17 protein-coding genes are annotated in these 18,707 nt (G+C 62.8%); 9 read left to right on the forward strand and 8 right to left on the reverse strand.

The genetic code is table 11. From position 1 onward, the window contains the following. Positions 1 to 5: 5 nt before the first annotated feature. Together ACTHNE_RS07475 and ACTHNE_RS07480 are read right to left on the reverse strand one after the other, a co-directional pair. Complete coding sequence (locus tag ACTHNE_RS07475; RefSeq protein WP_324938332.1) at positions 6 to 1,139, reverse strand: ABC transporter permease; 1,134 nt, start codon at positions 1,137 to 1,139, stop codon at positions 6 to 8. Continuing rightward, a complete protein-coding gene (locus tag ACTHNE_RS07480) occupies positions 1,139 to 2,578 on the reverse strand; it encodes an efflux transporter outer membrane subunit (protein WP_440268913.1) in 1,440 nt (479 codons plus the stop codon). Before ACTHNE_RS07480 ends, ACTHNE_RS07475 begins: the two co-directional genes overlap by 1 nt. A 185-nt stretch (positions 2,579 to 2,763) precedes the next feature. Here ACTHNE_RS07480 and ACTHNE_RS07485 point away from each other — a divergent pair, with 185 nt between their 5' ends. Both ACTHNE_RS07485 and ACTHNE_RS07490 read left to right on the forward strand, forming a co-directional pair. After that, complete coding sequence (locus ACTHNE_RS07485) at positions 2,764 to 3,465, forward strand: MtnX-like HAD-IB family phosphatase (RefSeq protein ID WP_324938326.1); 702 nt, start codon at positions 2,764 to 2,766, stop codon at positions 3,463 to 3,465. Positions 3,466 to 3,708: 243 nt separating this feature from the next. Then, entirely contained in the window at positions 3,709 to 5,118 is a 1,410-nt protein-coding gene (locus tag ACTHNE_RS07490; protein WP_440268914.1) for an aspartate aminotransferase family protein, read from the forward strand. A 172-nt stretch (positions 5,119 to 5,290) separates the two neighbouring features. On the opposite strand, the gene ACTHNE_RS07495 is transcribed toward ACTHNE_RS07490, so the two are convergent. Together ACTHNE_RS07495 and ACTHNE_RS07500 are read right to left on the reverse strand one after the other, a co-directional pair. Beyond that, the gene (locus tag ACTHNE_RS07495; RefSeq protein WP_324942182.1) at positions 5,291 to 6,688 is read right to left on the reverse strand and encodes a sensor histidine kinase; all 1,398 of its coding nucleotides are present in this window, start codon (positions 6,686 to 6,688) and stop codon (positions 5,291 to 5,293) included. Beyond that, positions 6,685 to 7,359: a response regulator transcription factor gene (locus tag ACTHNE_RS07500; protein ID WP_324942184.1), complete on the reverse strand. Its 675-nt coding sequence runs from the start codon at positions 7,357 to 7,359 to the stop codon at positions 6,685 to 6,687. The genes ACTHNE_RS07495 and ACTHNE_RS07500 overlap by 4 nt, the downstream gene beginning before the upstream one ends. A 311-nt stretch (positions 7,360 to 7,670) precedes the next feature. Between ACTHNE_RS07500 and ACTHNE_RS07505 the strand changes: the two genes are divergently transcribed. Further along, positions 7,671 to 9,854: a M1 family metallopeptidase gene (locus ACTHNE_RS07505; protein WP_324942187.1), complete on the forward strand. Its 2,184-nt coding sequence runs from the start codon at positions 7,671 to 7,673 to the stop codon at positions 9,852 to 9,854. 11 nt (positions 9,855 to 9,865) lie between these two features. Continuing rightward, on the forward strand, positions 9,866 to 10,741 hold the full coding sequence (locus tag ACTHNE_RS07510) for a hypothetical protein (RefSeq protein WP_324942190.1): 876 nt from the start codon (positions 9,866 to 9,868) through the stop codon (positions 10,739 to 10,741). 32 nt (positions 10,742 to 10,773) lie between these two features. On the opposite strand, the gene ACTHNE_RS07515 is transcribed toward ACTHNE_RS07510, so the two are convergent. From ACTHNE_RS07515 to ACTHNE_RS07530, 4 genes are all read right to left on the reverse strand, one after another. Next, positions 10,774 to 11,307 (reverse strand): REP-associated tyrosine transposase, encoded by a 534-nt coding sequence (locus ACTHNE_RS07515; RefSeq protein WP_324942193.1) that lies wholly within the window; start codon positions 11,305 to 11,307, stop codon positions 10,774 to 10,776. Between the two features lie 118 nt (positions 11,308 to 11,425). Then, positions 11,426 to 11,968, reverse strand: coding sequence for a GNAT family N-acetyltransferase (locus tag ACTHNE_RS07520; RefSeq protein ID WP_440268915.1), 543 nt, complete (start codon positions 11,966 to 11,968; stop codon positions 11,426 to 11,428). Then, a complete protein-coding gene (locus tag ACTHNE_RS07525) occupies positions 11,965 to 12,444 on the reverse strand; it encodes an SET domain-containing protein (RefSeq protein WP_324937517.1) in 480 nt (159 codons plus the stop codon). The genes ACTHNE_RS07520 and ACTHNE_RS07525 overlap by 4 nt, the downstream gene beginning before the upstream one ends. A 103-nt stretch (positions 12,445 to 12,547) precedes the next feature. After that, positions 12,548 to 12,898 (reverse strand): ComEA family DNA-binding protein, encoded by a 351-nt coding sequence (locus ACTHNE_RS07530; RefSeq protein WP_324937519.1) that lies wholly within the window; start codon positions 12,896 to 12,898, stop codon positions 12,548 to 12,550. A 250-nt stretch (positions 12,899 to 13,148) separates the two neighbouring features. Here ACTHNE_RS07530 and ACTHNE_RS07535 point away from each other — a divergent pair, with 250 nt between their 5' ends. The 5 genes from ACTHNE_RS07535 to ACTHNE_RS07555 all read left to right on the forward strand — a co-directional run bounded on the left by ACTHNE_RS07535 (position 13,149) and on the right by ACTHNE_RS07555 (position 18,519). After that, positions 13,149 to 14,570 carry a M20 family metallopeptidase gene (locus ACTHNE_RS07535; RefSeq protein ID WP_324937520.1) on the forward strand — a complete coding sequence of 474 codons (1,422 nt, stop codon included), beginning with the start codon at positions 13,149 to 13,151 and terminating at the stop codon, positions 14,568 to 14,570. Then, the gene (locus ACTHNE_RS07540) at positions 14,567 to 15,271 is read left to right on the forward strand and encodes a YggS family pyridoxal phosphate-dependent enzyme (protein ID WP_324937522.1); all 705 of its coding nucleotides are present in this window, start codon (positions 14,567 to 14,569) and stop codon (positions 15,269 to 15,271) included. The genes ACTHNE_RS07535 and ACTHNE_RS07540 overlap by 4 nt, the downstream gene beginning before the upstream one ends. Positions 15,272 to 15,530: 259 nt before the next feature. Then, positions 15,531 to 16,238 carry a C40 family peptidase gene (locus ACTHNE_RS07545; protein ID WP_324937524.1) on the forward strand — a complete coding sequence of 236 codons (708 nt, stop codon included), beginning with the start codon at positions 15,531 to 15,533 and terminating at the stop codon, positions 16,236 to 16,238. 229 nt (positions 16,239 to 16,467) lie between these two features. Further along, on the forward strand, positions 16,468 to 17,112 hold the full coding sequence (locus tag ACTHNE_RS07550; RefSeq protein WP_324937526.1) for a rhomboid family intramembrane serine protease: 645 nt from the start codon (positions 16,468 to 16,470) through the stop codon (positions 17,110 to 17,112). Positions 17,113 to 17,151: 39 nt separating this feature from the next. Beyond that, the gene (locus ACTHNE_RS07555; protein ID WP_440268916.1) at positions 17,152 to 18,519 is read left to right on the forward strand and encodes an amino acid permease; all 1,368 of its coding nucleotides are present in this window, start codon (positions 17,152 to 17,154) and stop codon (positions 18,517 to 18,519) included. Positions 18,520 to 18,707 lie beyond the last annotated feature (188 nt).

The raw sequence follows: 18,707 nt of genomic DNA on the forward strand, positions 1-18,707 counted from the left end.
CATGTTCATCGCAGCAGGCTCGCCGGATCGGCGCGGCGCAAGCTACGCACGGAAGCCAGGCCCGATACGATCGCCAGCGCCATGCTCAGCGCCAGGCATGCCGCGGCGGTGAGTGGGCGCATTTCCATCGGCACGCTACGGCTGCGCGCGATCACCAGCAGGATCGCGCCGATTACCACGCTGCACAGCAAACCTAAGGCGCCCACCCAGAACGCCTGCTCCATCACCACCTTGCGCAACGAACCGCGGCCGACGCCGAGCGCGTTCAAGGTGGCGTATTCGCGGATCGAGCCGATCACCGCGGCGATCAGGGTCTGGCTGGTGATCACCGCGCCGACCAGGAACACGATGCCGGCCAGGAACAGCACGCCCGCGCCTGCGCCGGTGTCGAACATCCAGTACAACTGCGATTCGCGTGCGAAGGCTTTGGCCGTCCAAACGGTATACGGTCCGAACGCATTGGAACCGTTGAGGCGGCTGGCGACTTTTTTCGGTTTTACGCCGGGACGCAGCTTGGCTACGAAGTAGGTCATCCTGCCGGCGTTTTCGGGCGAGAGGTCGAGCACGCGCGCGGTCTCCAGCGAGGCGACAATGTTCACGCCGCCTAACGCACGCAAGCCGCTGCTCACACCCACTACGCGCACGCGCTGGCCATTGATGGCCGCGGTGTCGCCGATGTTGACGCCAAGGCTGTCCAGATCGGCCTTGTCCACGATCACCGCGCCCGGTTCGTTCAAGCGCGCGCGCAAGGCCAAAGGCAGGGCGCGCGAGAACATCATGCCGTCGGCGCGCGGATCGATGCCGGAGACGAACACCGACACGCCGCCGGTATCGCGCGGGCCGCGCCAGTCCGCATCCACCCAGCGGAACGGTTCCACCTTGACCACGTCCGGATCCATGCGCAGTCGCATCGCCACGTCTTCGCTGATCGGACGGCCGAGGTTCACGCTTTGCGTGCCCGGGTAACCGGCCCACAAATCGCCGGACGAGCCGGTGATGTAGACGCTGGCGCTGCCGAAGATACCCAGCACCAGCGCCGCCTGCAGCAATTGCAGCAGGCTGGCGAACCCCACCGCGAGAATCGCGGGCAGGAAGCGGCGCCATTCGTAGATGAGGGTCTTGCGCGCAAGGGCGACCATCATTTGGCCTCTTTCTTGTTGCCGAGCGCCTTGTAGTCGGCCGCCACGTTCACTGTCGGCTGCGGCGCGCCGCCCAGCGCCTTGTAGAGCGATACGTAGGCCAGGTCGCGTTCGGCGCGCGCGGAGACCAGCGCCAGTTGCGCGTTCTGCTGCGCGATGGCGGCGTCCTGCAGGTCCAGCGTGCTGGCCAGGCCCAGGCTGTGGCGCTTGTCCAGCGCGGCGGCGTTGCTGCCGAGCGCTTGCGCGGCCTTGCCGGCGGCGGTTTCGCGCAGGCGTGCCTGCTGCAGGTCGCCCATCGCGACTTCGGCTTCGGCCACGCCTTGCAGCACCGCCTGCCGATAGGCATACACCGCGGCGCGCAGCTCATGCTGATGCGAATGCGCTTGCGCGATGCGCGTGCCCCAATCGAACAGCGGCATGTCGATCACCGGACCGGCGGAGAAAATGCCGTCGCCGGAACGGATGAAGGTGTGATGGCTCAGCAGGTTCACTGACCAGTCCAGCGAGGCGCCCAGCCCGATGTGCGGATAGATCGCCGCGCGGCTGATGCCTGCGGCGCCGGCGGCGCGCAGCACTTCCGCTTCGGCCGCGGCGATTTCCGGGCGCGTGCGCAGCAGGTCGGCCGGCGCGCTGGTCATCTGCCAGTCGCCCAGTTGCGGTTGGGCGCCGCTTTCCTGCAGCCATGCCGGATCGGGTTCGTCCTGCCCGAGCAGCAGCGCGAGCTGTTGCGCGTTGGCGTCGATCGCGCGCTGCGGATCGACCAATGCCATTTCCGAGCGCGCCAGTTCGGCCTGCGCGGCGGCCACGTCGGTGGGCGAGGCCAGCTTCAGGTTTTCGCGCACCTGCAGCAGGCGCAGTTTTTCCTGGTTGGCATCGTGCACCGCATTCAACAGCCTGGCCTGTTCCTGCGCGCTGCGCAGCGCAATCCAGCAACGCGCCACTTCGGCGACCAGGGTGACGTAGGCGCCCTGCAACTGCGCGCGCGCCAGGTCCATGTTGCCGGCGGCCAGGCGATGGGTGCTCTTGAGCGCGCCGAACAGCGGCATTTCCCACAGCGCATCGAAGCCGACGATGAAATACGACGCGCTGGCGTCCGGCTGGATCACCTGGTTGGTATCGAAGCGCAGGTTCGGCAGGAACTTGTCGTCGGTGTGCCGGTACAGCGCGCGCGCGGCAAGCACGCGCTCGGCCGCTGCTTTCACGTCCAGGTTATGCGTCAGTGCTTGCTGTACTAGCGAGTTCAGTTGCGGATCGTTGAACGCCTGCCACCAGTTGTGCAGGTCCGGTTGCGCAGCATTCGGCGCGGCCGCGGGCGCATTGCGCCAGGTCTGTGGCACCGACGGTTTCAAGGCCGGCAACGGTGCTGCAGTGCAACCGGCCAGCACGGTCAGCACCAGCACGCAAAGCAGATTCAGCCCGGCTTTCGGCCGGCGGGACACGGGTGGTGCAAGGCGTGATGCGGGATCGTGCACGGAAGAAAACCGTCAATGGAGGCGTGCAAACGCTAAGCATAGCCGGTCGGCCCCTCGTTTGGCTGACGCTCGCAGCTTCCAGCGGAAAGGGACCCGAAAGGGGATGCTTGCCAAGATGGCTACTCCATAGATGTGGGTTTGGGGTGGCGCGCGTGACCGGTTGGAACATCCTCTGCGACTTCGACGGAACGATCTCCGTCGAGGACGTGATCGACTCGCTGCTGGATCGTTTCGGCCGTCCCGGCTGGGAAGCGTTGGAGCAGGACTGGCGTGCTGGCCGCATCGGCTCGCGCGAATGCATGAGCGGACAGGTCGCCTTGCTCGACGTGAGCGGCGAAGAGCTCGACGAGCACCTGGATGGCTTGTGGATCGATCATGCCTTCCCGCACTTCGTCACCCGTGCAACGGAACTGGGCGCACCGATCCGCATCGTCAGCGATGGCCTGGACTACGCCATCGACCGCATCCTTGGCCGCTACGGCCTGAACCATCTTCCGCTGGCAGCCAATCACCTGGCTCCCGGCACGCCGCCGCGCCAGTGGCAGCTCACCTCGCCGTTCCAGAACGCCGGCTGCCGCAGCGGCACCTGCAAGTGCGCGTGCGTGGCGCAGGCACGCGAAGGTGGTGCCAAGACTTTGCTGATCGGCGACGGCGCTTCGGATTTCTGCGCCGCCGACCAGGTGGATTTCGTATTCGCCAAGCACCGCCTGATCGAACACTGCCGCGCCGCCGGCATTCCCTATGTGCCGATCACCGGTTTCGAGGATGCGCTGGAGCTGCTGCCGCGTCTGCTCGACGGCAGCCTGCTGGCCGAGCACGAGCCACGGGTGTTGCCGGCGGTTTCGAATTTTTAGTTTTTGCATACGTCCGCCTTCGCCCTGGCGTAACCGTTCACTCCTTCGTGATGCTTGATAGTTCGAATCGTCATTCCGGCGCAGGCCGGAATCCAGTTCAAACATGGCGTACGAAGCACACAGCATCAAAAGGTTTTGTGTGCTTCGCACGGTTTGCCAAAACTGGATTCCGGCGTTCGCCGGAATGACGGTGAGGCGAGAGCAAGCATTGTCCAGATACTCACCACTTTCAGTCTCCTTTGCATGAATACCTACGATCCCAACGCCGCCTCCTACGTCATCCCCGACGACGAACTGCTCGCCGACGAAGCCCAATACAGCTCCTTCGGCGACACCGTGCACTACGTCGACCCGCCGAAGATCTTCCGCCACGGCCAGGGCAGCTACATGTACGACACGGCCGGCGTGCCGTTCCTCGACCTGCAGATGTGGTATTCGGCGGTCAACTTCGGCTACGGCAACAAGCGCCTCAACGACACGCTGAAGCGCCAGATCGACGTGCTGCCGCAAGTCGCCAGCCAGTACCTGCACCAGACACGCATCGAGCTGGCCAAGACCATCGCGGTCGACGCGCAGAAGAAGTTCGGCTTGAAGGGCCGCGTGCACTTCAACGTCGGCGGCGCGCAGGCGGTGGAGGATTCGCTCAAGCTGGTGCGCAACTACAAGAACGGCAAGAGTCTGATGTTCGCCTTCGAAGGCGGTTATCACGGTCGCACGCTGGGTGCATCGTCGATCACCTCGAGCTATCGCTATCGCCGCCGCTTCGGCCATTTCGGCGAGCGCGCGATGTTCATTCCGTTCCCGTATCCGTTCCGTCGTCCGAAGGGCATGACGCCGGAAGAATATTCCGACCATTGCGTGCGTCAGTTCGCCCGCCTGTTCGAAACCGAATACAACGGCGTGTGGGATCCCAAGGTCAACCAGGCCGAATACGCCGCTTTCTACGTCGAGCCGATCCAGGGCACCGGCGGTTACGTCGTACCGCCGCGCAACTTTTTCAAGGATCTGAAGAAGGTGCTTGATCAGTACGGCATCCTGATGGTGGTGGACGAAATCCAGATGGGTTTCTGGCGTACCGGCAAGCTGTGGTCGATCGAGCATTTCGGCGTCACGCCCGACATCATCGTGTTCGGCAAGGCGCTCACCAATGGCTTGAATCCGCTGTCCGGCCTGTGGGCGCGCGAAGAGATGATCAACCCGACCATCTTCCCGCCGGGCTCCACGCATTCGACCTTCAATTCCAATCCGCTCGGCACCTCGCTCGGCCTGGAAGTGATCAAGATGGGCTATGAGCTCGATTACGAGAAGACCGTGCCGGAGAAGGGCGCGTACTTCCTCGACGGCTTGAAGGATCTGCAGAAGCGCCACAAGGAAATCGGCGACGTCGATGGTCTGGGTCTGGCGTTGCGCGCGGAGATCTGCACCGACGACGGCTACACGCCGAACAAGGCGCTGCTGGACAAGATGGTCGACATCGGCCTGGCTGGCGACCTGGAACACAACGGCAAGAAGATCGGCCTCGTGCTGGACGTGGGCGGCTGGTACAAGAACGTGATCACCTTCGCGCCGTCGCTGGATATCAGCTATGAGGAAATCGATCTGGCGATGGTGCTGCTGGATCAGTTGCTGACCAAGGCGAAGAAGCAAATGTAATTCGCTCTTACTCCAAACATCGGAAACTTTTTTGTCGATGTTTCCATGCAGGGGAAACTGACAACACGGCGGCGCTTCGGCGCCGCCTTTTTTGTAGGTTGGGTTAGCGCAGCGTAACCCAACGATGTCACTTCGAACGGGCGAATGTTGGGTTACGCTGCGCTAACCCAACCTACGTATCGCGCGCTTGCGGAAACGCGATTTCCACCCGCAGCCCACGTCCACTGCTGCCGCTGCGATAGCGCACCCGCGCGTTATGCCACTCCGCAATGCGCTGCACGATCGCCAACCCCAAGCCGCTGCCTTGCTCTTCGCTACCCGGTACACGGAAGAACCGCTCGCCCAGGCGTTCGATCCACGCATGCGGCACGCCGGGGCCGTTGTCCTCCACCGCAAGGCAAATGGCGTTGCTCTCGCGTTCCAGCGACACCGTCATCAGGCTGCCGCGGCCGGCGTAGCGCAGGCCGTTATCGATCAGGTTGTCGAGCATTTCCTGCAGACGGTGGCGATCGCCATCGATCCATAGCGGACCGGCCGGGCCGTCGTAGCCCAGATCGATATCCGCGGCGAGCGCTTCATGCACGCGCTGGCCGACCAGTTCGGGAATCAGCAGTGCGAGATCAAGCCGCTCGGTATCGCCGGCTTCGTGTTCGGCGGTTTGTGCGCGGGTCAGCGCCAGCAACTGGCTGGAGGTGCGGTTGGCGCGCCGGATCAGGCGTTGGATGTGGTCCAGCGCATCCTTGATCGTGGCCGGGTCGTTGCTGGCTTGCGCGCGTTCCGCGTGCACGCTCAAGCCAGCCAGCGGCGTGCGCAGTTGATGTGCGGCGTCGGCGATGAAGCGCTCGTGCAAGGCCAGCATGCCGCGCAGGCGTGCGAACAAACCATCGATGGTGCGCGTAAGCGGCAGGATTTCCACCGGCACTTCGGCATCGCCGATCGGCGCCAGATCATGCTCGCGGTTGGCCAGCTGATTGGTGAGCGGTTCGAGCTGGCGCAAACCGGTGCTCACGCCCAGCCATACCAGCAAAAACGCTGCGATGATCAGCAAGGCCTGCGCGGGAATGCTCAACAACAAAATTTGGCGCGCTTCCAGTCGCCGATCGCGCAAGGTCTCGGCAACGGTCACTTCGAGTTGGTCGCTGGGTTCGCGCGGATTTGACATCTGGATGCTCGCCGCGCGCAAGGCATGCCGTTCGATCTGCACGTTGTAAAGCTGCGGCGCGGTGCCGTTGATGAACAAGCCGCCCGGTGGCTTTAGGCTGGGATTGCCCGCGATCAAGCCATGACTGGCGCTGAAGACGCTGAAGTAATTGCGGCCTTCCGGTTCGTATTCGAGCAGGAATTGCGCCTGCGGCGAGACCCGCCCGTCCGGACTTTTGCTGGCCATCATCTGCACCAGCGTCAGCGTGTCGTCGACCAGGTTCACGTCATGCACGTGATTGGCATAGATCAGCGCGCCAATGTAGGTGATCAGGCTGTTGAGCAGCAGCAGCGCCGTGAGCGGCACCAGCAGCGTGGTCAGCAATCGCCTGCGCAGACTCTGGCGAGCGCTGCTCCAGCGCAGACTCATGCCTGCTTGACCTCTTCCAGCAGGTAACCCAAGCCGCGGATGGTGCGCACCTGTGTGCCGGAATCGACGAGTTTGCGGCGTAAACGATAGATGGCGATGTCCAGGCCGTTGTCGGTGAGTTCCTGGTCCCAACTACACAGCGCCTCGATCAACTGCGCCCGGCTGGTCACGCGATCGGGGCGTGCGGCCAGCGCTTCGAGCAAGCCGAATTCACGCGCAGTGAGCTCCAGCGGTTTGTCATCCACCCAGGCGCGGTGGCCGGGCAGGTCCAGGCGCAGGCGGCCCAGGCTGATCTCCGGTGCGCCTTGCGTGGTGTAGCGGCGCAGCAGGGCGCGCACGCGTGCTTCGAACTCGGCCAGCGCGAACGGCTTCACCAGGTAATCGTCGGCGCCCAGATCCAGCACGCGCACGCGTTCGCGCAAGCCTTCGCGCGCCGTGATCACCAGCACCGGCAGTCCGCTGCCGCGCTTGCGCACGCGCTGCAGCACTTCGCTGCCATCCAGGCTGGGCAGCCCCAGATCCAGCACCAGCAAGTCGTACGGCGTGTCCTTCAGCGCGGCGTCGGCGCGCACACCATCGGCGACGTGATCGACGGCATGGCCCCCCTGGCGCAGCGCGGCGCTGACGCCGGCGGCAATGGAAGGGTCGTCTTCGGCAATCAGGATACGCATGGTCGATAGGCTCCCTCGGAACGTCGCGGTATGTCCATGATTTTCAGCGGGTTCCGTGTGACGTGGCTGAACAGCCGGCAGCTTAGCGCGTGCGATGGTATTCGCACAGATGCACCCGTAGCTTGGGGTGCAAACCCCAAGCTCGTCATGGGTGGGAATGTTGGGGTTTGCACCCCAACCTACACGGTTCGGCATGACGTTTGGCCGATGCTGCATCGATGCGCATGCCGCACGCTCGATGAATCACCGGAAGGGGAGATCGCACGATGGGCTTTGCAACGAACAGAAGCGGGGGATGGATCGCCGCCTGCATGGTGCTGTGGTCGTGCCAGGCGATCGCGCAAACCGTCACGCCGGCAGGCGAAGTACAGCGAACCGAAGTGGCGCCGGTGGCGGTATCGCAAGATATTCCATTTGCGCCCGCTCGCGGCACCATCATCACCACGCAAAGCGCGCCGAACGCCTGGGGCGGCGAGCGCACCGGCAACGAACCGACGCTGTCCGATCGCGTGGTGAGCTACAGCATCGATGCGGAGCTGGATGCCGCCAAGCATGCGGTGACCGGCAAGGAACACATGACCTGGCGCAACCGCAGCGATCGCGATGTGCACAGCGTGTACTTTCATCTCTATCTCAATGCATTCCAGAACGAAGGCAGCACCTTTTTCACCGAGCGCAAGGTACTCACCGCGCACGGCAAGGCGCGCGGCAACGCGGAACTGGAGAAAGGGCAGTGGGGCTGGATTCGCCTGCAGAGCGTGCAGCAGAACGGTGCATCGTTGACATGGAGCTATGTGCATCCCGATGGCGGTCCGGCCACGGATGAAACGGTGGTGCGCATCGACCTGGCGCAACCGGTGCCGGCCGGCGGCACGCTGGCGCTGGATATCGATTTTCTCAGTCAGCTGCCGCGCGTGGTGGAACGCACCGGATGGTGGGGCGATTTCAACCTGGTCGGCCAATGGTTTCCGAAGATCGGCGTGCTGGAACTGCCGGGCGAACGCGGCGCCACGCAGGTGCGCTGGAACGTGCACGAGTTCCATTTCTTCAGCGAGTTCTACGCCGACTTCGGTTTGTACGACGTGCGCCTGACCGTGCCCAGCGACTACACCGTCGGTGCGGTCGGCAAGCTGCAGGGAGCGCCGGAGCAGAAGAACGGCAAGGCCACCTATCACTTCGTGCAAGGCGACGTGCACGACTTTGCATGGGTCGCCGCCAAGGGTTACAAGACGCTGGATGGCAGCTATGAAGGGCCAGGCAGTCCGAAAGTGGCAGTGCGCGTGATCTATCCGCCGGAATACGAAGCCAGCGCCGCGCCGAGCCTGAAGTCTAGCATCGACGCGATCGGCTACTTCTCGCGCACGCTGGGCGCTTATCCGTACGAAACGCTGACGGTAGTGATTCCGCCATATAACGCCGACGAAGCCGGCGGCATGGAATATCCGACGTTCTTCACTTCGGAAGGCTACAAAAAGATCGAACCGGGTACGATGAACCAGATGTTGAGCGATTTCGTGAACATCCACGAATTCGGCCACGGCTATTTCTACGGCCTGCTCGCGTCCAACGAATTCGAAGAGCCGGTGCTGGATGAAGGGCTCAACGAATACTGGGATAACCGCATGCTGCGCGAGCGCAAGCAGGATCTGATCGTCGCCTCACCATTCACCAAGCGCCTGGGGATAACGCCGCACATCAGTGGCTTCGCCTTCGAGCGCATCACCGCAACACTGGATCACCCGGCCGATCCGCTCGCGCAAAACAGCTGGGATCGCCTTTCCGGCACCAGCTATGGCACCGTGTATTCGCGCACGGCCACAGCCATGCACGATCTGGAAGAGCGATTGGGCCGGCCGGCGCTGGAGAAGGCGTTCCGCCTCTACTACCAGCGCTGGCATTTCCGCCATCCGTCGGTGGCCGATTTTCGCGCGGCGTTGATCGACAGTTCTGGCGATGCCAAGGACGTCGACGCCATCTTCAACCAGTACGTCTACGGCACTGCCTTCATCGACGACAAGGTGGCCGACATCGACAGCTATGAGGAACTGCCGCAGGCCGGCGTCACCTGGAAGGATGGCAAGCAGGCCGAAGTGGTCGGCTCGGACCTGGACAAGGAAATCGACAAGAAGCGCAGCGAATGGGACAAGGCGCATCCCGACGCAAAACCCGGCGCGCCCGGACCTTATCCGTGGCACAGCACGATCACCGTGCGCCGTGACGGCGTGGCGGCGCCGGAACTGCTGCGCGTGACCTTCGAAGACGGCACCCACGAGGACGTCAGCTGGAACGACGATCGCCGCTGGGCGCGTTTCGATTTCGTCAAGCCGAGCAAGGCGGTGTCGGCCGAGCTCGATCCGAACCAGCACAATCTGCTGGACCGCGATCGCCTCAACAACAGCCTGACCACCGAGCCCAATGGCGCGGCCTCGCGGCGGTGGACGGCCGATGTTTCCGCGCTGCTGCAGACCATCTCTTCCATGCTGACAACCATGTGAGGACCACCGACATGTCTCGTTCCAATGGTTTTGCAGCAGTGTTTTCCGGCATGCGCGCGGCGGTGCAATGGCGTTTGCTGTTGCTGTGGCTGTTGATCATGCTGATTCCCGTGGCGCTGGTAGCCTTGCCGCTATGGCGCATGTTGAGCGGTCTGCTCGACGCATCGGTGCATTCGGTGCAGTGGGCCAACGGCTTCAACGACATCATGTTCGGCGACGTGATCGCCAGGTTAGGGGACCACCCGCAGTGGCTGGCGGCGGATTTACTGCTCGCGCAGGTAACCACCTTGCTGCTGTCGCCGTTCCTGGCGGGCATGGTGGTCGGCAGCGGCCGGGCCGGGCGTGCGTTGGGTTTCGGCGCCCTGCTGCAGAGCGGCCTGGTGGAATACGGCCGCATGTTCCGGGTGCTGCTGTGGTCGCTGATTCCCTACGGCCTGGTGATTGGCGTGCACATGATGGGTTTCCATCTGGTCGACAAGCACTCGGAACAGGCAGTACTGGAATCGCAAGCGGATCGCTATGCCGACATCGCGCACTGGGTGTTGATCATCGTGTTCGTGCTGATGCAGTCGGTCGTGGAATCGGCGCGTGCGGCGTTTATTGCCGATACGTCGTTGCGTTCGGCCACGCGTGCGCTATGGCGCGGCATCAAGCAGCTGTTCCGGCGGCCGGTGAAGACCTTGTCGTTCTATCTGGTGGTGACCCTGATCGGCCTGGTGCTGGCGTCGATATTCGGCTTGTTGCGCATTCACGTCACCGCAGTGGGCGCGATGGGCATGCTGTTGGCGCTGCTGTTGGGGCAGCTGATCGTGCTGGCGTTCGGCTGGATGCGCACGGCGCGGTTGTTTGCGCTGGCGGATGTGGCGCGTGAGGTGATGCCGCGTTGAAACACGCGGCTGCGTAGGTTGGGTTAGCGCAGCTACGATGTTCGTTCGCCTTTGAAGTCAACATCTCCTGGTTCGCATGCCCAGTCAGAAGCGATAAATCCCAGCCGGATATATCGGTGTATGGACGAGTAGGGCCAGTCCCTTGCCCTAACTACGTAACCGTGCTTGACCGGATTGATGTGGACGTAGTCGAGATGATTTTGAAGATCTCTTTCGTCCCGTAGCTGGTGTTCCCAAAAGCGGCGTCGCCAGATTTCGCGCTCACCTTTGCTCAGTCGCGAAGGGCGTATTGATTCGCGCCTTTCGATGGACTTTGAAAAATAATGTTTTATCAGTCGCCAGCGTTTCGAATAGTCCGCATCATGATCGGGCATGCTCCAGATGGCATGCATATGGTCGGGGAGTACGACCCAGGCGACGATATCAAAGTAGTAATGCGTTTTTACTCGTCGAACGGCGTCGCGCAGGGAATCGACTCGGTCGGTAAGCAGCGAGCTGGTGCGGTGGGCGAGATTGACAGTGAAAAAGCAGGTGGCGCCCGGCGCCTTCATGCGTCTATAGCGCATTCGTCTCTCCATGACGTGCGGTATGCGTAGGTTGGGTTAGCGCAGCGTAACCCAACGAAATCCGCGAGTTTTGTTGGTTTACGCTGCGCTAACCCAGCCTACGCTAATCCTCGGCGGCTCAGGCAAAAGCGTGACGCCGAAAACTGCGATGCGGCGGGTAATAGGCAAAAACGTGGTTGTCGCTGCCGAAGAAATCGATGTCTTCGATATGCTCGCCGCCGAGGCGTTCGGCGACGCGGTCGGAGGCGTCGTTACCCACGCGCACCAGGCTGATCACGCGCTGCAGATGCAATTGATTCCAGGCGTAGTCGAGAATCGCGGCGCCCGCTTCGGTGGCATAGCCGTGATGGCGGTGATCGGGCTTGAGCATCCAGCCCATTTCCACGTCCGGCCAGCCTTCCGGATGCAGCAATCCGGCGCGGCCGACGAATTCGCCAGTGGCTTTCAATTCCAGCGCCCACATGCCGTAACCGCGCAGTTGCCAGTGTCCGATCAGCATGGCCAGCGAACGCCAGGCATTGGTACGGTCGAGCGGCAGGCCATCGCCGATCCAGCGCGTGCTCTCCGCATCGGCGAGCATGGCTGCGTAGTCGTTGAAGTGGCGTTCGGCCAGCGCCGTCAGGCGAAGGCGCTCGGTTTCGATGGTGGGTATATCGATCATTGCCGCTCGGTAGCTAAGCATGCGCCGTCCAACACTCTGGCCAGGGCGCGGGTGGTGGTCATCAAGCTTTCGTCCCATGGCAGACCCACGATTTTCTCACCGGTGGCGGTGTCGATAAAGTCCTCTTCCTGGCCCGGCGGCAGCAGGTGACGGTAATCGACCGTGATTTCGGTGCCAGCCGGCAAGTTGTGCAAGGCGAACACGAAGCCCAGGTGCCATAGGCCGGTCGGCTCGAAGCTGTGGTTGATGTAGCACTCGTCCGGCCAGTCCGGCGACAGCGTGTAGCGGTTTTCGAACCAGCGCGCGCTGGCGTACATCTGCTCAGGCGTGGCTTGCAGCTCTTCCAGTCGATAGGTGCGCTCGATGGCGTCAGGCGCGGTGATGATGCGCCCCGCGTCGATGGCTTCTTCCAGGAACAGTCCCTTGCCTGCACCACGGATCGTGGAGGCGTCGATACGGTAGCGTGGAAGGATCATGTCGGCTGGCTGCGATGGACGGGTTCTGTTTTCAGCGCCGCGGAGTGTAGCGCAAGCGGTGATTGGCGATACGGTCCGGTGCGGACCGTACCGCCCATGCGAATCAGTCCTGAGTGGCCCCCTCCTTGGCCTCGCTGGACTTCTTGGCGTGCTTGGGCTTGGCCGGCGCCGCATCCGCCTTGGCGCCTTCGCCGCTCAGCAGGATCGCATCGTGATTGCGCTGCAACGTGGCCGCGCCGATGCCTTTGACCTGCTCCAGGTCGTCCACGCTCTTGAACGGGCCGTGCTCGTCACGGAAGGCGACGATGGCTTTTGCCTTGGCCAGGCCAATGCCATCCAGCGATTTGGCGATGGTTTCGGCATCGGCGGTGTTGATATTGACCGGCGTGGCGGCAAAGGCGGGCAGGGCGAGTGCCAGCGTCAGGCCGGCGGTGGCGATGATTTTCTTCAGCATGAAGGTGTGCTCCTTGGAATAAGCGGCCTATCCGTGCCGCACGAACACTTTGCGCCGCCGTCCGCGCAGCGGCCCAGTCGGTGCAGTACGTGCAGCCATGGCTGGATTGCGCCAATGTGAGTGTCAGCGCGGCGCCGTGGCGGTTGTGAGCGTAGGTTTTCCACCTGCAAGGCTGCCATGGTTCCCTGCAGCAAGAGTGGGATAGCGCACGCTGTTAAAATCGCGCTTTCACTTTCCCGATGGAGTCCGTATGGATACCGCGCGCGTCACCCGTTACATCAGCGATCTGTGGGATGCCGAGATCGTTCCGCAATTGGTGGAATACATCCGCATTCCGAACAAATCGCCGATGTTCGACAAGGATTGGGCAGCGCATGGCCATATGGACGCGGCTGTGAAGCTGATGGAAACCTGGGCGCGCAGCAAATTGCCACACTTGCCCGGCGCCACGCTCGAGGTGGTGCGCCTGCAAGGTCGTACACCATTGATTTATATCGAAGTGCCGGGCCAGGGCGATGACACCGTGGTGCTGTACGGCCATCTGGACAAGCAGCCGGAGATGACCGGCTGGTCGGAAGGGCTAGGACCGTGGACGCCGGTGTTGAAGGGCGACAAGCTCTACGGCCGTGGCGGCGCGGACGATGGATACGCCATCTTCGGCTCGCTCGCCGCCTTGCTGGCCTTGCAGGAACAGAACATTCCGCACGCGCGTTGCGTGATCCTGATCGAAGCCTGCGAAGAATCGGGCAGCTACGACCTGCCGCACTACGTGGATCATCTGGCGCCGCGCATCGGCAACCCGTCGCTGGTGGTATGCCTGGATTCGGGTTGCGGCAATTACGACCAGCTGTGGCTCACCACTTCGCTGCGCGGCATGACCGGCGGCGAACTCACCGTGCAGGTGCTGGAGGAAGGCGTGCACTCGGGCGACGCCTCCGGCGTGGTGCCGTCCAGCTTCCGCATCCTGCGCGAACTGCTGTCGCGCCTGGAGGACCCGGAAACCGGCCGTATCAAGCCGAAGGAACTGTACGCGGAGATTCCGCCGCAGCGTGTCGAGCAGGCCAAGGCCGCGGCAGGCGTGCTCGGCAAGGCGATCTATCAGAAATTCCCGTTCGTGGACGGCATGCAGCCGGTGACCGAAGACCTCACCGAGCTGGTGCTCAATCGCACCTGGCGGCCGCAACTGGCCGTCACCGGTGCAGAGGGCCTGCCGCCGTTGGAAAGCGCGGGCAACGTGCTGCGCCCGAAAACCTCGGTAAAGCTCAGCCTGCGCGTGCCGCCGACGCTGGACGGTGCCAAGGCCGGCGAATTGGTGAAGCAACTGCTGGAGAAGGATCCGCCGTATGGCGCCAAGGTCAGCTTCAAGCTGGAAAAGGACGGCAGCGGCTGGAACGCGCCGCGGCTTTCGCCGTGGCTGGAACAGGCGGTGGCCGAGGCGTCGCAGCATTATTTCGGCGCACCGGCCGCCTACATGGGCGAGGGCGGCTCCATTCCGTTCATGGGCATGCTGGGCGCCAAGTTTCCGCAGGCGCAGTTCCTGATCACCGGCGTGTTGGGGCCGCATTCCAACGCCCACGGCCCGAACGAGTTCCTGCACATTCCCACCGGCAAGAAAGTCTCGATGGTGGTGGCCGACGTCGTGGCGCGTCATTTCCAGCAGGGCGCGCGGTGAGCGACACCACGCAACTGGCGGCCAATTGGGGGGCGGTACGCGCGCGGGTGGACGAGGCCTGCCGCGCGGCAGGCCGCGATCCGGGCGAGGTGAGCATCCTGCCGGTCAGCAAGACCTTCGGCGCGGACGTGGTGCGAGCAGCATTGGCGCTGGGCCTGCACCGCTTCGGCGAGAACAAAGTGCAGGAAATCAAGGAAAAAGCCGCAGCGCTGGCCGGCGAAGCGATCGACTGGGTGGTGATCGGCCACCTGCAGACCAACAAGGCCAAGGACGTGGCGCGGCTGGCCAGCGAGGTGCAATCGCTGGACCGGCTGGAGCTGGCCGAAGCGCTGCACCACCGCCTGCAGCTCGAAAACCGCACCCTGGACGTGCTGGTGCAGGTGAAGACCGCGCGCGAAGAGAGCAAGCACGGTCTGCCTGCCGAAGCATTGCCGGCGTTCCTGGCGCACCTGCAGGTCTATCCGACCCTGCGGGTGAAAGGCCTGATGACGCTGGCGACGCTGTCGGAAGACCCGACTGAGGTGCGCGCCTGCTTTCGGCAACTGCGCGAGCTGCGCGATCAGTGTGTTGCGGAAGGGCATGAACTCCTGCGGCTTTCGATGGGCATGAGCGGCGATTTCCCCTTGGCTATCGCCGAAGGCGCCACCGAAGTACGCATCGGAACCGCCATTTTTGGTAACCGTTCGTACGCGTCGGCGTGAGGTTTTGCCCGCCGCAGGTGTAAAGCAGGGGAAAAATTTTTTGGCTGCCTGCTTACGGGTGAATCGTTGTTTCCGAAATAAATATCGAACCTTCAAGGGGTTGCGAAAGTTTCAGTGGCATTTCGGACTTTCCGAACGATAGGGTTCAGTTAACCCCATCCGAACATGTTGCCGGTGTTGCTTTGTTACTTTCACTACTTCGTCACGGCCGCCGCAGGGGGCGACGGCCGGACAAAGCAACCGCCCAGAGAATCACCGAATGCCAAACACGCGACTTGTACTCGCCGCGCTTGCCACGGCCTTGTGCTTTTCAGGCACCGCCCTCGCCACCGATACCGCCAGCAGTCTCCAGGCCCAGGTTTCCGGCAAAATTTCCTCCGCGTTGTTGAGTCCCCTGGCTGCTTTCAGCGCCGCACCTTCCCTGGCTCAATCCACGCTTCCCACCCAGCTTCCCATCGCCGCCCTGGCTTCCGCCAAAAGTGACGCTGCCGACGACGGCGCCGCCGATGCCGGCGAACAATTCAGCGATGCCAAGACCGACCAGGGCCTGCGCGACATGCTGATCGGCCTGGCCATGCAGCTGCGCCACGTGCGCTACGTGCGCGGTGGTCGCGATCCTTCCACCGGCTTCGACTGCAGCGGCTTCGTGCGCTACGTGTTCGAGCGTGCGCTGGGGCTGGAACTGCCGAACAATTCCGCCTCGCAGTACCTGATCGGCCATATCGTGCACCGCAACGATATGCAGCCGGGCGACCTGGTGTTCTTCCGTACCGCCGATCGCCGCGGCAAGGGCCGCATCTCGCACGTTGGCATCTACGTGAGTGATGGCCGCTTCATCCACTCGCCGCGCCGAGGCGAATCCGTGCGCGTGGACAACCTCGCCGACAGCTACTGGGCCAAGCGCTTCGCCGGTGCCCGCCGCCCGGACGCGATGGCGCAGATCGACGCGGGTTCCCACAACGGTTGATCGTTTTGCGGTGACGACTGTGAAAGGCCACCTTTTGGTGGCCTTTTTTCTGGGCTCTTGTAGGTTGGGTTGGCGCAGCGTAACCCAGCAATGGTTGGTCGTTTCGATGAGGTTCTGTTGGGTTACGCTGCGATAACCCAACTTACGCAATCTGGGACTTACCGCCGCGGTAACCACCGTGGCAAGCTCCGCCCCCAGATCATGCAGCCGCCCAAGGCCCCCGGATTTCATGCCCACCCGCCTCCCTCCTGTTACGCGTTACCTGTTGATCGCCAACGTCGTGGTGTTCCTGCTGCAGCAAGTCATGGGCGAAACGCTGCTCGCGCATTTCGCGCTGTGGCCGTGGGGGCCGGACCAGATGGCGCAGCTGCGGGACGGCAGTATCCTCGCGATCGGCTTTCGGCCGTGGCAACTGGTTACTTATGGCTTCATGCACGGCGGCTACGCGCACATCTTCTTCAACATGTTCGCGCTGTACATGTTTGGCGGCGCGATCGAGCAGACGTTCGGCTCGCGTCGTTTCACTTTCTATTACTTCGTATGCCTGCTGACCGCCGCGCTGACGCAACTGCTGGTGGTGAAGTACTTCACGCATGGTTTCGAGCCGACGCTGGGCGCCTCCGGCGCGATCTTCGGGCTGCTGCTGGCGTTCGGCATGCTTTATCCGCACGAGAAGCTGATGTTGATGTTCATCCCGATTCCCATTCCGGCCTGGTTGTTCGTGATCGGCTATGGCGCGGTGGAACTCACCCTGGGCGTGTCCGGATGGCAGCCGGACGTTGCGCATTTCGCGCACCTTGGGGGTATGCTTGGCGGCTTTTTGATGATCGAGTACTGGCGCGGCAAGCTTCCCATAAAACCAAAGCGCCGCTGATGCGCTGAACAATAAATTCCGATCGAGGGCGGAAAAACCATGACGCAACACCTGCAGCGCCGGCTGATGCCGCGCCACATCACCTTCATGGCGCTGGGCATGGCCATCGGCACCGGGCTGTTCCTGGGTTCGGCCAGCACCATCAACCTGGCTGGCCCGTCGGTGTTGTTCGCCTACATGTTCGGCGGCCTGATGATCTTCATCATCATGCGCGCGCTGGGCGAAATGGCCGTCCACGATCCGGTGGCTGGTTCCTTCAGCAGCTACGCGCACCGTTATCTCGGTCCGTTCGCCGGCTACGTCACCGGCTGGAACTACTGGCTGCTGATGGTGGGCGTCGGCATGGCCGAAAGCACCGGCGTGGGCATCTACATGAAGCAATGGTTTCCCGACCTGCCGCAGTGGATCTGGGTGTTCGGCAGCGTGGTAATGATCGGCTCGCTCAACCTGATGGCAGTGAAGGTGTACGGCGAAATGGAATTCTGGTTCACCATGATCAAGGTGGTAACCGTGGTGCTGATGATCCTGGGCGGCGCCGGCATGATCTGGCTGGGCTGGGGCAACGGTGGTCACCCGGTAGGCCTTTCCAATCTCTGGAGTCACGGTGGCTGGTTCCCGAACGGATTCACCGGAATGGTCTTGGCGTTGCCGGTGGTGGTGTTCGCCTTCGGTGGTATCGAAACCGTAGGCATGGCAGCCGGTGAAGCCTCGCAGCCGGATAAGACCATTCCGCGCGCCGTCAATTCGGTGCTGTGGCGCATCCTGATTTTCTACGTCGGCGCGCTGTTCGTGATCATGGCGATCTATCCTTGGAACCAGATCGGCACGCAGGGCAGTCCGTTCGTGACCACCTTCGACAAGCTCGGCATTGCGCAGGCGGCGGGGCTGATCAACTTCGTCTTGATCACCGCCGCGCTGTCGGGCTTCAACAGCACCACCTTCAGCGGCAGCCGCATGCTCTACAGCCTTGCGAACAAGGGGCAGGCTCCCGCGGCGCTGGCCAAGGTAAGCGCGCACGGTGTGCCGATTCGCGGCGTGCTGGTATCGCTGGCCTGCCTGATGATCGGCGTGGTGCTCAATTACCTGCTGCCGAAGAACATCTTCGAAATGATGATGTCGATCCTCTCCTTCAACACGGTGTGGACGTGGTCGATGGTGTTGATCGCGCACTTCAGCTTCCGTCGTCGCTATGGCAAGACGAAGTTCCCGCTGCGCGGCTGGCCATTCACCAGCGCAGTGTGTCTGGCGTTCCTGTTGTTCGTGGTGTTCATGCTCGGCTATCACCCGGATACGCGCGTGGCCTTGTATGTGGGCGCGGCGTGGGTGGCTTTATTGACGGTGGCGTATTTCGTGTTCGGCATCGGGCGCAGGATGAGTCTTGCCGCGGCGGATGCGAACGCGGTTTGAGCTTGCGCGAAATACGTAGGTTGGGGTGCAAACCCAACGTTGATGTCAATGATGGATGGCGATGTTGGGTTTGCACCCCAACCTACGATCTTGCGCATAGTTTCGTTGGTTGGGGTTTGGGGGGGGGAGCCACCAAATAAATAGGGGGGTTTTTGGGGTTGGGGAGCGCAAACACCCAACGAGGGGGT

This window comes from Dyella sp., assembly GCF_051954575.1.
Lineage (GTDB): Bacteria > Pseudomonadota > Gammaproteobacteria > Xanthomonadales > Rhodanobacteraceae > Dyella_B.